Annotated in this window: 9 protein-coding genes; 3 read left to right on the top strand and 6 right to left on the bottom strand. The window is 65.4% G+C overall.

Annotation, left to right across the window (positions count from 1 at the left end; all coding sequences use genetic code 11):
* The first annotated feature begins 8 nt into the window (after positions 1-8).
* Positions 9-1,493 carry an amidase gene (locus A7X65_RS10765; RefSeq protein WP_063684916.1) on the top strand — a complete coding sequence of 495 codons (1,485 nt, stop codon included), beginning with the start codon at positions 9-11 and terminating at the stop codon, positions 1,491-1,493.
* Here the strand turns inward: A7X65_RS10765 and A7X65_RS10770 are convergent, their stop codons facing one another.
* On the bottom strand, positions 1,494-2,099 hold the full coding sequence (locus tag A7X65_RS10770; RefSeq protein ID WP_063684515.1) for a TetR/AcrR family transcriptional regulator: 606 nt from the start codon (positions 2,097-2,099) through the stop codon (positions 1,494-1,496). It abuts the gene before it with no gap.
* Between the two features lie 200 nt (positions 2,100-2,299).
* Here A7X65_RS10770 and A7X65_RS10775 point away from each other — a divergent pair, with 200 nt between their 5' ends.
* Positions 2,300-3,541 carry an efflux RND transporter periplasmic adaptor subunit gene (locus A7X65_RS10775; protein WP_063684516.1) on the top strand — a complete coding sequence of 414 codons (1,242 nt, stop codon included), beginning with the start codon at positions 2,300-2,302 and terminating at the stop codon, positions 3,539-3,541.
* A gap of 180 nt (positions 3,542-3,721) precedes the next feature.
* The gene (locus A7X65_RS10780) at positions 3,722-6,922 is read left to right on the top strand and encodes an efflux RND transporter permease subunit (RefSeq protein WP_063684517.1); all 3,201 of its coding nucleotides are present in this window, start codon (positions 3,722-3,724) and stop codon (positions 6,920-6,922) included.
* A gap of 53 nt (positions 6,923-6,975) precedes the next feature.
* Here A7X65_RS10780 and A7X65_RS10785 read toward each other — a convergent pair whose 3' ends face one another.
* From A7X65_RS10785 to A7X65_RS10805, 5 genes are all read right to left on the bottom strand, one after another.
* Entirely contained in the window at positions 6,976-7,704 is a 729-nt protein-coding gene (locus A7X65_RS10785) for a sulfite exporter TauE/SafE family protein (RefSeq protein WP_063684518.1), read from the bottom strand.
* Between the two features lie 185 nt (positions 7,705-7,889).
* Entirely contained in the window at positions 7,890-8,147 is a 258-nt protein-coding gene (locus A7X65_RS40515) for a hypothetical protein (protein WP_082884883.1), read from the bottom strand.
* Positions 8,148-8,377: 230 nt separating this feature from the next.
* Positions 8,378-9,496 carry a helix-turn-helix transcriptional regulator gene (locus tag A7X65_RS10795; protein WP_063684520.1) on the bottom strand — a complete coding sequence of 373 codons (1,119 nt, stop codon included), beginning with the start codon at positions 9,494-9,496 and terminating at the stop codon, positions 8,378-8,380.
* Positions 9,497-9,605: 109 nt separating this feature from the next.
* Positions 9,606-10,724 (bottom strand): helix-turn-helix transcriptional regulator, encoded by a 1,119-nt coding sequence (locus tag A7X65_RS10800; RefSeq protein ID WP_063684521.1) that lies wholly within the window; start codon positions 10,722-10,724, stop codon positions 9,606-9,608.
* Positions 10,725-10,869: 145 nt separating this feature from the next.
* Positions 10,870-14,187 carry an autotransporter outer membrane beta-barrel domain-containing protein gene (locus tag A7X65_RS10805; protein ID WP_167358225.1) on the bottom strand — a complete coding sequence of 1,106 codons (3,318 nt, stop codon included), beginning with the start codon at positions 14,185-14,187 and terminating at the stop codon, positions 10,870-10,872.
* Between the last annotated feature and the right edge of the window lie 71 nt (positions 14,188-14,258).

Consider the following 14,258-nt stretch of genomic DNA (forward strand, 5'->3'; position numbering starts at 1 on the left):
AGCTTATGATGACCGCAGACGCCGCTGACCTGAACTACGGCTCGATCGGTGCACTGCTTGGCGCCCTGCACGCCCGCAAAATCTCCGCGTCGGAATTGCTCGACCACGCCATCGCCCGCATCGAGGCGCTCGACGGTCCGATCAACGCGGTCGTCGTTCGCGATTTCGATCGCGCCAGAGACGCCGCGCGCGCGGCCGATGCCGCGCTTGGCCGCGGCGAGCGGCTGCCGCTGCTCGGCATTCCCGTCACGCTCAAGGAACCGTTCAACGTCGCAGGCTTGCCGACGACATGGGGCTTTCCGCATTTCAGGGATTTCAGGCCGGCGGAGGACGCCCTGCTCGTCTCGCGCCTGAAGGCGGCGGGCGCCATCATCATCGGCAAGACCAACATCCCGATCGGCCTCAGGGATTTCCAGAGCTACAACGAGATTTACGGCACGACGAACAACCCGTGGGATCTCGGCCGGTCGCCCGGCGGCTCCTCCGGCGGATGTGGCGCGGCGCTGGCCGCCGGCTTCAGTCCGCTGTCGATCGGCTCGGACATCGGCGGCTCGATCCGGGTGCCCGCACATTTCTGCGGCGTGTTCGGACACAAGCCGAGCCTCGGCCTCGTCCCGCTGCGCGGCTACAGCATGCCGCCCGCACTGCCCGTCCCCGGCCAGGGCGATCTCGCCGTCGTCGGGCCGATGGCGCGCACCGCCTCGGATCTCGCCTTGTCGCTCGACGTGATTGCCGGCCCCGACGAGACCCGCGACGGCGTCGGCTATCGCCTCGCGCTGCCCGCGCCACGTCATGACCAGCTCAAGAATTTCAGGATCCTCGTGATCGACACGCATCCGCTGATGCCGACGGGGGACGCCGTGCGTTCGGCGATCGGGCGATTGGCGGAGCGGCTCGAACGTGCAGGCGCGCGGGTCGCACGTTCGAGCGCGTCGCTGCCCGATCTCGCGGACTCCGCGCGGCTCTACATGAAACTGTTGAATGGCGCGCGAAGCCCGCGCCTGACGCCGGCGGCTCTCGCCGAGGCGCAAGGCGCGGCGGCAGCACTCTCGCCCGACGACCGCAGCCTGCAGGCCGAGCGCGCCCGCGGCTGGGGCGCGCTCCATCGCGAGTGGCTCGCGTCCGATGCCGCACGCCTGCAACTGCAACAGAAGTGGTACCAGCTCTTCCGCGAGTTCGACGCGGTGATCTACCCGGCCGCCGCCGTGCCGGCCTTTCCGCAAGACCAGTCCGAGCCGTTCGACGCGCGGCAGCTCGACATCGACGGCAAATCCTACAACTACTCCGACGCCTGCTTCATCTGGGCCGACCCCGCTTCGACCTGCGGATTGCCGGCGACCGCCGTTCCGATCGAGCGCACGCCATCGGGCCTGCCGGTCGGGGTGCAGATCATCGGGCCGTATCTGGAGGACCGCACGACGATCACGCTGGCCGGACTGATCGAGCGCGAGTTCGGCGGCTTCGTGCCGCCGCCGTCGCTGTCTGCGAGATAGCTAGGTTCTGTCGGCCGACTGCGCTGCCACCGCCTGCACGGCGACATCAGCAACTTGCCGCAGTGCCTCGCGGTCCGCGCCTGACGATGCCATCACGCCCATGCCGACCGACACGGCCGAGACATAGCGCGCGAGCGCTGCGGGATCGGCGCTCTCCTTGAGGTCGCCTTCGGCCTTGGCACGGACAAAGCGGTCGCGGAGCTGGTCCTCGTTCTGGGCGCGGCGAGCGGCGAGCTCGAAGGGGACGTTCTCCGAGCCGGTACCGCAGGCAATGCCGCCTTGCACGAGCAGGCAGCCAGGCGGATTGGCGGGATCGGTCTGCTTGTCGGCGATGCCCATCAGCATCCGCTCGGCGACGGCGCGGGCGGTGGGGGCCGCGATCACCTCGTCCATCCAGACGCCGCGCAGCTTGGTGTAACGGTCGAGGGCTGCCTTCAGCAGGCCTTCCTTGTTGCCGAAGCAGGCATAGAGGCTGGGCGGATTGATGCCCATGGCCTCGGTGAGCTGGGCGATGGTGGCGCCCTCATAGCCATGGCGCCAAAACACTTCCATCGCCTGGTCCAACGCCATTTCGGCGTCGAATTCGCGGGGGCGTCCCATGCCCATGACTTCAATCTCCTCGGAATCGGCGCTTCGCCCCAGTCAACGCCCGATGCTATCTATTTGTTCTCGCTTTATTTTCTCTTTCGCCTTCCCATTCTTGCGGTAAGCGGCTACAATTTTCTTAGTGAACGGTACATAAGTATCTTGCGCTGCGATATCCAGCTCCACATCTGTAGTGAACACTACATATCTGGAGCGCGCAAATGCCCCCCTCCCAAAATACCCCCCGCGCCGGCCGTTTCCGCCGCCTTCTCGGCGGCGCTGCCATCGTGGGCGCCCTCGCCGTAGCCGGCTCGATCGCGACCGGCCACTACTTCCATGCCGCACAGGCCACCGCGACGGCGGCCGCGGCAGAACAGGCCGTCCCCGTGACGGTCGCGCTGATCGAGCCGAAGCAGACCGTGCTGTGGGACGATTTCTCCGGCCGGCTCGAAGCCATCCAGCGCGTCGAGCTTCGCCCGCGCGTCGCAGGCGCGATCCTCTCCACCAACTTCACCGAAGGCGCGCTGGTGAAATCCGGCGACGTGCTGTTCAAGATCGATCCGGCACCTTACGCGGCGGAGGTCGACAAGGCCGCGGCCCAGCTCGAAGCTGCCAAAGCGCGCGTCGTGTTCACCCAGAGCGAACTCGAGCGCGGTGCGCAGCTCGTCGGCAACGCCGTCGTCACCCGACGCGACTATGACCAGCGCGACAATGCCAATCGCGAGGCGATCGCCAACGTGAAGGCTGCCGAAGCGACGCTCCAGACCGCCAAGCTCAACCTCGACTACACCGAGGTGCGTGCGCCCGTGGACGGACGCGTCGGCAAGATCGAGGTCACCGTCGGTAATCTCGTCGCCGCCGGCACCGCCTCCCCGGTGCTGACCTCGCTGGTCTCGGTCAATCCGATCTACGCCTCGTTCGACGCGGATGAAGAGGTCGTGCTGCACGCGCTGAACTCGATCGCGGACGGCTCCGGCAAGCGCGGCAATCTCGACCAGATCCCGGTGGAGATGGCGACCTCGGGCGGGCTCTCGGCCAAGGGCCACATCCAGCTCATCGACAACCAGGTCAACGGCCAGAGCGGCACCATCCGCGTCCGCGCCGTGTTCCGGAACGACGACGGGCGTCTGATCCCCGGCCAGTTCGCCCGCGTGCGCATGGGCCAGCCGGCGCAGCAGACGCTGGTGATGATCGACGAACGTGCGATCGGCACCGACCAGGACAAGAAGTTCGTGATGGCGGTCGGTGACGACAGCCGCGCGGTCTATCGGCCGATCACACTCGGCGGCGCGGTGGATGGCTTGCGGATCGTCACTGCGGGCCTGAAGCCCGGCGACCGCATCGTCGTCAATGGTTTGCAGCGCGTGCGACCGGGTGCCCTCCTCAAGACCGAGGTGGCGGCCATGGGCGCGCGCGGACAGCAGGCTTCCAACCACAGCAACCAGGACGTGGTGCAACGCTGATACCTGACGTCATTCCGGAGCTCGCGAAGCGCGAACTACGGTGCGCAATTGCGCACCTGAGAATCTAGAAGTTACGAAACTCCGACCACATCACCTGCAGATTCCGGGTTCGCGCTTCGCGCCCCGGAATGACGGCGGAGCTGTGGGGAGACGACCACGATATTGCCCAGGGGCAAAGCCATGAATCTCTCGAAGTTCTTCATCGACCGTCCGATCTTTGCCGGCGTTCTCTCAGTCCTGATTTTCCTCGCCGGCCTGATCTCGCTGTTCGCGATGCCGATCTCGGAATATCCCGATGTGGTGCCGCCCTCCGTCGTGGTGCGCGCGACCTATCCCGGCGCCAATCCCAAGGTGATCGCGGAAACGGTGGCGACCCCGATCGAGGAGCAGATCAACGGCGTCGAGAACATGCTGTACATGTCGAGCCAGGCGACAACCGACGGCGCGATGACGCTGACGGTGACGTTCCGCCTCGGCACCGACCCCGACAAGGCGACGCAGCTGGTGCAGAACCGCGTGCAGCAGGCCGAGCCGCGCCTGCCCGCGGTGGTGCGCCAGCTCGGCATCATCACCAAGAAGTCCTCACCCGACCTCACCATGGTGGTGCATCTGCTGTCGCCGAACGGCCGCTACGACATGACGTATTTGCGCAATTACGCCGTGCTCAACGTCAAGGACCGCCTCGCCCGGATTGACGGCGTCGGTGACGTGCAGCTCTATGGCGCCGGCGACTATTCGATGCGGGTCTGGGTCGATCCGCAGAAGACGGCCGAGCATGGGCTCACCGCGAGCGACATCGTCAAGGCGATCCAGGCCCAGAACGTCGAGGCTGCCGCGGGCGTGGTCGGCTCCTCCCCGAACGTAAAGGGCATCGATCTCCAGCTCTCGGTCAACGCCGAGGGGCGCCTCGCCAACGAGGAGCAGTTCGGCGACATCGTGGTCAAGACCGGCAGCCGCGGCGAAGTCGTCCGCTTGCGCGACCTCGCGCGCATCGAGCTCGGGGCCTCCGAATACGGCCTGCGCTCGCTGCTGGACAACAAGCAGGCAGTCGCGATCCCGATCTTCCAGGCGCCCGGCTCCAACGCGCTGCAGATCTCCGACAACGTCCGCGCCACCATGGCCGAGATCAAGAAGAACATGCCGGAAGGCGTGTCCTACCAGATCGTCTACGACCCCACCCAGTTCGTGCGGTCATCCATTGAAGCGGTGATCCACACCCTGCTGGAGGCGATCGCGCTGGTGGTGCTGGTGGTGATCCTGTTCCTGCAGACCTGGCGTGCCTCGATCATTCCGCTGCTGGCCGTGCCGGTGTCGATCGTCGGCACCTTCGCGGTGATGCACGTGTTCGGCTTCTCCATCAACGCGCTCAGCCTGTTTGGCCTCGTGCTCGCCATCGGCATCGTCGTCGACGACGCCATCGTCGTGGTCGAGAACGTCGAGCGCAACATCGAAGCCGGGCTGTCGCCGCGCGATGCGACGTACCAGGCGATGCGCGAGGTGTCGGGGCCGATCATCGCGATCGCGATGGTGCTGATCGCGGTGTTCGTGCCGCTGGCCTTCATCTCCGGCCTCACCGGCCAGTTCTACAAGCAGTTCGCACTGACGATCGCGATCTCGACCGTGATCTCCGCCGTCAACTCGCTGACGCTGTCGCCGGCGCTGTCGGCGCTGCTGCTCAAGGGACACAACGAGCCCAAGGACAAGCTGACGATCGTCATGGAGAAGGGCCTCGGCTGGTTCTTCCGCGGCTTCAACAAGGCCTTTACGCGCTCCTCGGAGAATTACAGCGGCACCGTCACCAAGGTGATCTCGGGCAAGGCCGCGGTGATGGGCCTCTATGTGCTGCTGGTCGGCCTGACCGCACTCCTGTTCCAGCAGGTGCCGAGCGGCTTCGTGCCGGGCCAGGACAAGCAATATCTGGTCGGCTTCGCCCGCCTGCCCGATGGCGCCACGCTCGACCGCAGCGAAGAGGTGATCCGCAAGATGAGCGACATCGCGCTGACCCAGCCAGGTGTCGAGAGCTCGGTCGCCTTCCCCGGCCTGTCGATCTCCGGCTTCACCAACTCCTCCAACGCCGGCATCGTGTTCTCGACGCTGAAACCGTTCGACGAGCGCAAGGGTGCGGCCCTGAGCGGCAATGCCATCGCGGCCGACCTCAACAAGAAGTATGCGGGCATCCAGGAAGCCTTCATCGCCATGTTCCCGCCGCCGCCGGTCAACGGCCTCGGCACCATCGGCGGCTTCAAGCTGCAGATCGAGGATCGCGCCGGTCTCGGCTATGACGCGCTGAACGAGGCGACCAACGCGTTCATGGCGGCGATGCAGAAGGCGCCGGAGATCGCCGGCGTGTTCTCGAGCTTCCAGGTCAACGTGCCCCAGCTGTTCGCCGACATCGATCGCACCAAGGCACTCCAGCTCGGCGTGCCCGTGACCGAGGTGTTCAATACGCTGCAGATTTACCTCGGGTCCTACTACGTCAACGACTTCAACAAGTTTGGCCGCACCTATTCGGTCCGGGTCCAGGCCGACGCGCCGTTCCGCGCCCGCGCCGACGACATCAGGCAGTTGAAGGTGCGCTCGTCCTCCGGCGACATGGTGCCGCTGTCGGCGCTGCTGAAGATCCGCCAGAGCGCAGGGCCGGAGCGCGCGATCCGCTATAACGGCTTCCTGTCCTCCGACATCAACGCGGCGGCTGCGCCCGGCTTCTCCTCGGGCCAGGCGCAGGAGGCGGCGACGCGGATCGCGGCGGAAGTGCTGCCGCCCGGCTTCGCCTTCGAATGGACCGACCTGACCTATCAGGAGTTCATCGCCGGCAATTCCGGCCTCTGGGTGTTCCCGCTGGCGATCCTGCTGGTGTTCCTGGTGCTGGCCGCGCTCTACGAGAGCCTGACCCTGCCACTCTCGATCATCATGATCGTGCCGATGGGGCTGCTCGCGGCGATGTTCGGCGTCTGGATCTCGAAGGGCGACAACAACGTCTTCACCCAGATCGGGCTCATCGTTCTCGTCGGTCTTTCGGCCAAGAACGCGATCCTGATCGTCGAATTCGCGCGCGAGCTCGAATTCGCGGGCCGCACGCCGATCCGGGCCGCGATCGAGGCGAGCCGGCTGCGGCTTCGCCCGATCCTGATGACGTCGATGGCGTTCATCATGGGCGTGCTGCCGCTGGTGCTCTCGACCGGCGCCGGCTCGGAGATGCGGCGGGCGATGGGCGTTGCGGTGTTCTCCGGCATGATCGGCGTTACCGTGTTCGGCCTGTTCCTGACGCCGGTGTTCTACGTGCTGCTGCGGACCGTCACCGGCAACAAGCCGCTGGTGCATCACGGCAGCGACATCAGCGCGGCGCCGGTCCAGGGTTCAATCACCAGTCCCGGACACTGAATCTGGAGCATGATCTTGCCGGAAAACCGCTCCACACTTTTCCGGATCATGCTCTAGATCAGGGATATCCCCGAGATCAGCAACAGAACGAGCACGGTCTTGCGAAAGACCGTCTCGTTGACCCGGTGAAAGGCTATCACGCCGAGTGCGGAACCGGCGAACAGAGCCGGCAGGCTGACCGCGAGGTCGACGAAGACCTTCGACGACAGATCCTGGTGTCCGACCAGCAGCGCGATCGCGAACACCTGCATCGCCGCGATGAACGGCTGCACCAGGCCGCGCTGCTCGCTCTTGGGCATGCCGCGCATGTCGCACCAGATCGTCGGGATCGCGCCCGGCATCGCCGTGAGGCCGCCGACCAGCCCTCCGCCAAACCCGATCAGCGCGACCCAGTGCCGGCCGACCGCCTCGCCGGCCGTCACCAGTGTCGGCCGCAGCAGCATATAGGCCGCATAGAGCGAGACGATGATGCCGAAGCCGCGCCTGAGCAGATGCGTGTCGGTGGACTGCAACAGCGACACGGCGATGGGAACGCCGATCAATCCACCGACGATCAGCAGCAGGCTGCCTTCCCAGCGGATGTTGCGGCGGAGCGCCCACAGATTGGTCGCCTGCACGCCGATGCTGCAAGCCATCATCAGCGGTACCGCCTCGAGCGGCTGAAACACCCGGAGCAGGATTGCGCCCGCAACCGCCGAGAAGGCGAAGCCCGAGAGCCCCGAAACGAAGGCACCGGCGAACACGGCAATGCTGAGCAGCATGAGGGTGGTGACATCGGGCACGGCCGTCCTCCGCTCAATCGTAGGGGATGTGCGAGACCGCGGCGCTGGCGCTCTCGGTGCAGACGGCGGGCTCGCGCGGAAAGGACGCATGCATGGCGTGGGCGTGGGAGCGTTCCAGCATCGCCAGTCCAATCAACTGAAGCGTGACGAGCGCCGCGGTGAGTGCGATCGCGACGATGTTGGCATTACGCCCGTTCGAATGTGGAGTGGCCGGCGAAGCGCTCGCACGCATCAGATCGGTTGGCATGTCCTGAAATATCCTCTTCGTTGCTAACCGGAATGACTTCACTCAAAAGCAATGTGTCGTGCGGCTCGCCCAGCAAATGGCGATAGCGCTGCAAGGCGCGCCGCGCGTCGATCTCGCGCTGACTGCGAATGGCAGCACCGACGCGCGCGACGATGTCGCGAAACCCGGAGATGAAACCAGCTGACGCCATTCGCATGACACTCTCCTCTCAATGGTATGAGAGACTGACGGAATTGACTTCCGTCCGCTGTGAGTTGCTTCACACGAAGATCGAGACCGCCGCACAAGAAATCGTGTGACGTGTCTCTAGAAGAGAACGCCGCCAATCGCGTCATTCGATCGAATGAGGCGCGATAACTTTCAAATGATGCTGCTGATTGAACCTATCGCGCGCTGGCGCGACTCGTTTGCGACGGCGGGCGGCCGTCAGTGCACGAGCGGATTGGAAAATCCCGCGGCGAGCTTGACGAGATCGGCCTGGCGCGACACGCCGGTCTTGGCGAAGACGCGATGCAGGTGAGTCTTCACGGTGGTCTCGGCGATGCCGAGCGCGATCGCCGTCTCCGGCACGCCGCCGACCGCGACGATCGACTGCAGGACCCGCAGCTCGGCAGGCGTCAGGTCGAAGGTGCGGTCGATGAGGCCGGCACCGGAGCGGCCGTCAAGCTCGGCCCGCCAGACAAACAGGGCGCCGACGGCCGAGCTGCGGTCCGCAGCCCCCTCGCGCAGCAGCGATGGCAGCGCGATGACGTTTGCGACATGGTAGGAACCGCTGCGCGACATCAGCGGGATCTTTCGGCCGGCAGCCGCCGCCAGGGCGACCTGCCCGGCGTCACGAAAGATGTCGCGCAAATCCCGGTTCGCCTCGGACGATCGTGCGACCAGTCGGCCCGAGACCGATTGCAGCACGTCGGCCTCAGTCAGAAGCGCCTCCGCGGCCGGATTGCTGTGGACGATGTTGCAGGCGGCATCGAGCAGGATGACGCCGGCGGCGAGCCGGTCCACCACATCGGCAAGCGCGATCGCGCGCTGCTGCTTCCGCTCGATTGCCTTGTTGATCAAGAGGGCCCGGCTCGTATGCGCGACCAGCGACTGCATCCGCGCCCGCTTCTCCGCATCGAGCATGTCCCTGCCCGGGATCACGGTCAGCAGCATCGGACACGCCGAGGCCGACTGCTCCAGCACCACGTTGGCGACGTCAGCGCAGCCCTGCGGCCGCAGCCATTCCTGATAGAAGCGGCCGCGGCGATATTCCTCGAAGTCCACGAGATCGGGGATGTTGCGCACCTCGCCGTAGCGGGGGAGCCTCGCGAGCGGGTCGTACTGGGCGTAGGTCTCGGCGTAGAGCTGGATGTAGTGCGGATCGACCCCGCAATAGAAATGCGTCGCGCCTGATTTGCTGACCGGGTCCTTCGAGATCAGGCCGCAGGCCCGGCTGCCGATGAAATCATTAACCATGACGATCACGTCACTCCACAACTCAGGGTGGAGACCGGCGTCATAGATGCTCTCGATCAGCTCGGAATGTTTGGGACGTCGGGGCATCGGAACAGCCAGAGGTCAAGCAGGGAGACGGCGAAATGTGTTCGTACCCGGCGGCCTCTGTGAGTCTATCGAGAAAGCAAAAGGTTCAACTTCGGCGACGATGTGCCGCTCAGTTGACGAGCGGATTGGCAAAGCCCGCAGCGAGCTTGACGAGGTCGGCCTGCCGCGACACGCCGGTCTTGGCGAAGACGCGGTGCAGATGCGTCTTCGTGGTCGTCTCCGCGATGCCGAGCGCCGCCGCCGTTTCAGGGACGCCGCCGACCTCGACGATCGACAGGAAGACGCGCAGCTCGGCCGGCGTGAGATCGAAGGTCCGCGCGACCAGCTCGCCGTAGGACTGCCCTTGAAGCGAGACCTTGCGCAGCAGCAGCGCGCCGACGGCATCGGCGACGCGCTCGCTGCCGTTGCGCAGCACGGACGACAGCGGCAGGACATGCGCGACGTAGCGCTCGCCTGACGGTGAAAGCAGCGGAATCGCGTTTCCCCTCGCCGCGAGCAGGGCAGTTTCGCTACGGGCCGCAAACGCCTCGCGGAGCATCTGGTTGGCCTCCAGGCTGCAGGTCACGAGCTGCCCGGCGACGGAGCGCACGACATCGGCGGCTGCGAGCAAGTCATGTCCCGCGGAATTGGCATGCACCATCCGGCAGGACGCATCGAGCAGGAAGACGCCGGAGGCCAGATTGTCGAGGACATCGGCCAGCGCCGTCGCCAGGGTCAATCGCGAATCGACGGCACGGTTGATCAGCAGCGCACGGCTGGCGTGCGGGACGATCAGCGAGAGGCGGTGTTTCATCGCGGGATCGACCATGCGCCGGCCGGACAACACCGTCATCATCACCGGGCAGCTCGCATTCGATGCGTCGAGCACGACGTTGGCGGCATCGCTGCAGCCCTGCGGCTGCATCCATTCCTGATAGAAGCGGCCGCGCCGGTACCCATCGAAATCGACGAGATCCGGGATGCTCACGATCCGTCCGTGCGGCGGCAGGACCGTCAGCGGGTCGAACTTCGAGTGCGTCTCGGAATAGAGCTGGATGTAGTGCGGATCCGCTCCGCAATAATAATGCGTGACGCCGAACTTGCTGATGGAGTCCTTGGAGAACAGCCCGCAGGCCTGACCGCCGACGAAATCGCGAATGCCGGTGACGACGTTGTTCCACAACGCGGGATCGAGCCCGGCGTCGTAGATGGACTCGACCAGGTCCGGCAGCTTTCGAGGTCCTTGCATCGCTGTCAAATCGCCTGAGTGATCAATGTCACCGACGATAGCACAACTACAGCATGCGCCATCCTCCGATCGGAGGAGGTGCCGGCCGGGCGGATGGTGCCCGGCCGGCGGACGCCGCGTTCAGACCGCCAGGGCTGGTGCCGGCTCAGAACGCGACGCGAACACCACCCTTGGCCGTGCCGGTGCGGCTCTGGTCGGACATCATCATGCCCTCGACCGCGCCGAACACGGACACGTTCCTGGTCGTGCGATAGTCGAAGCCGAAGCCAGCGACGGCGCCGACCGTGCTACGGCTGCCGGGTGTGACGAAGGACAGGGTCTGGCCGAGCAGCACCGTGTTGACGGCCGTGTCGCCGGCGCGCTGAAGCGCGATGATGCCGCCATGGACGTTGGCCTTCAGCTCGCCGCCCGCAAGGCTGGTCACGCGCGACAGATCCACCTCTCCCCGCTCCTCGAAATCCTGCAGCGTACGGCCGCCGACCGACAGGCCTTGCGCAGAGCCCGTTTCGCTATAGCCATCGAAACGGCCGGCGACATAGCGCAGCCGCGCCGTCGGCGTCAGCACATAGCCGTTGCCGACATTGAGCCTGTAGCCGTAGGCGACCTCGGGACTCACATACCAGCCGCTGTAATTCGCGATCGCCGTCTCCATGCCGCCGACGACGGCGTTGTTCAGCACCAGGCGGCGCGATCTGTTGTCCGCGTTGCCTCCCTGGATGGTGAAGTCGAAGAACTGCGCAGCCCATTCGAAACGGCTATAGGCGCCGGCAAACACGTAGTCGGTGTCGACCGACTGCGAGTTGAGATCGACCGAGAGCCCGCCCTGCCCGCCGCCGAGGAACACGCCGGCCAGCCAGTTCGGCTGCAGCCTGCGGTCGATGCCGATCGCCCCGCCCCATGCCGTCGAGCTCGCACGCAAGGTCGAAGCCGTCTCGTCCTGGATGCGCTGGCCGCCGAACGAGTTGGCCCAGACCGTGATCGGCGCCGGATCGGTCCAGAGGCTGCGCGGCGCCTTGGTGAAGGGGCCAGCCTGTGCCGTCTCCGGCGCATAAGCCATCGCCATCATGTTGCTGCCGCCAGAGCCGGTACCGCCGTTCAGGCGGCCCTGCACGAGCGAGGAGACACCACCGGTGAAATCCATCATCGTGCGGTCGGCCTGCGCCAGCGCCGTCGGATCGAGCGTCGCCAGCGTGGTGCCGGAGGCGACCGACGGACCGTTGAAGGCGCCTCCGGACGTGATGGTGTTGATGGTGCCGTTGAAATTTCTGAAGGTCGGCAGGTTGATCGTCGTCAGCGACGACACCCTGCTGGTCGGCGCGAGGTTGACGTTGACGACGTCGTTGCCGAAGCCGAAATCGACTACGCCGTTGATCTTCGAGCCCGGCAGCAGCGTCAGCGTGTCAGCCCTGTTGGAGAGCTGAATCGCTATTCCCCCGGTGCCGGTGATCGTGCCGGAGTTGGTGATATTCGATCCGTCGGACGAGGTGATCCCGCGCCGGGCGACGATGGTGCCCGAATTGTTGACATTGGCCTGCGTCGTCAGGATGCCGTCGCCACTGGCCGTCGAGGCCTGAAGCAGGCCTGTGTTGGTCACGTTGGCGATATTGGCATTGATGGCGGCGCCCTGCCCGATGATCGTCCCGGAGTTGTTGACGTTGCCGAGGAGCGCGTTGACACCGCGGTTTCCCATCACGGTTCCGGAATTGTCGAGGTTCACGGTGATGCCGCTCATGCCGAAGCCGAGCGTCGTCGAAATCAACCCTGTGTTGGTCACATTGACGGTGGTGGCAAAGATCACCGTCGAGCCGCTGGACATGGTGCCGCTGTTCACCACGTTTGCCGTGTTGCCGGCGCGGACGCCGAACTCGGTCGCGGTGATCGTGCCGCTGTTGCGAAGGGTTACGTCTCCGGCATTGGCGACAATGGCATCGCCGGTGCTGCCGTCGGCCGTAATGTTTCCTGCGTTGGTGATCGCGGCGGAGGTCGCGGCGAAGACCGCATTGTTATGTGCGGTCACGGTGCCACCAGCGAGGTTCGTCAGCTTGACGTTCAGGCCGTCGATGCCGGCCGAGCCGCCGGCAATGGTCCCCGAATTGGTGACGTCGGCAAGATTGTTGGCGAAGATCACACCGGCAAGGGACGAGGTCGTGCGGATCACGCCGGCGTTGACGATCGTGACGTTGCCTTTGCCCAACGTGTTATCGCCATCCGCCGACACCGCGTTACCGCTCGAGGAGATGACGCCGGCGGCACCATTCGTCAGGACCACATTTCCCGTATGTGCATCGATTGCACCTCCCCCACCGGTGATCGTCCCGTCATTGCCGACGATCGCGTCCGTCTCAGCGTGGATGGCCACACTATTGGCATTGGTGCTGCTGATCGTTCCGCCGGCATTGTTGGTCACCGTAATGGTGCCGGTCCCGGAGGAGATCGCATGCTCCTCGCCCCGGATCGTTCCGGTATTCGCGGTGACCTGCACTTCCCCTGCCAGAATACCGATCCCGCCGGTCGCGTCGGCCGTGATGCTGCCGGCATTCGCGACGCTCGCCGTCCGCGCATTGATGGCAGAGCCGTTCACAGCGGTCGCCAGAATGTTGCCCCCGTTGCCGTTGGCGACCGTGACACTGTCGCCCTGGATGCCCATCGCGATCCCGGCGATGGTTCCGGTGTTCGAAGAGACAACCACTGTACCCGCGGCGATGCCCGCCGCAGCGGCCGAAACCTCGCCCGCATTGTCCAGCCGCACCGTGCCGGAAGCCCCGGACGAGATGGCGATGCCGCTGGCCCCGATCGCGAAGATCCTGCCGCTGAGGCCATTGACGATGGCAGCAGAGCTGTCAACGGAGATTGCGATGGCATCACCCGAGATGCTCCCGGTATTCGAGGTCACGTTCAGCGTGCCTGCGTGAATTCCGATCGTGTCGGGCCCAACCCCGGCGATGGTGCCTGAATTGCTCAACGTGACCGCTCCCTGCCTCACCTCAAGGCCACTGCCGCGTCCGCCGGCCTCGCTTCTGATCGTGCCTGCATTGGTGAGGCTCAACGATGACGCTATGATCGCGTGGAAGCCGGCAATCGTGGCCCCGGCGAGGTTCGATACGTTCAGATTCTCGGCGCCCTGCAGACCAACGGCGGTGCCTCCATCGATCATGCCTGCGTTGACGACGGTGTTGTTATTCCCGCTCAGAATGCCGAAGGCATTTCCATGAACGTTGGCGCCGGCCTCGATCTGATAATGATTGTTGTCCTCGGTGCCTGCGCCGTAGCCAGTACTGGTGCTCTGCTGACTGTTGCCGGAACAGGTAATCGTCGTATTGCTGACAGGCGCCGCCGGCGTGCAGGCCGCCTCGACGCGTTCGGCCACGAGCAGCGGCGCGAGCAAAGCAGCCGGCGCGAGCAAGCGCAATGATCGCCACACCGGGCCCTGTCCCACCACGTCACTCCGACCCTTCAACTTCATCGCCCTCATTCCTTCATCGAAACCACGAAGCGGCACAGACGCGACGCGGCACGCCTCCCCCGATCGAAGGA

Origin of the sequence: Bradyrhizobium stylosanthis, assembly GCF_001641335.1 — a bacterium.
GTDB lineage: Bacteria > Pseudomonadota > Alphaproteobacteria > Rhizobiales > Xanthobacteraceae > Bradyrhizobium > Bradyrhizobium stylosanthis.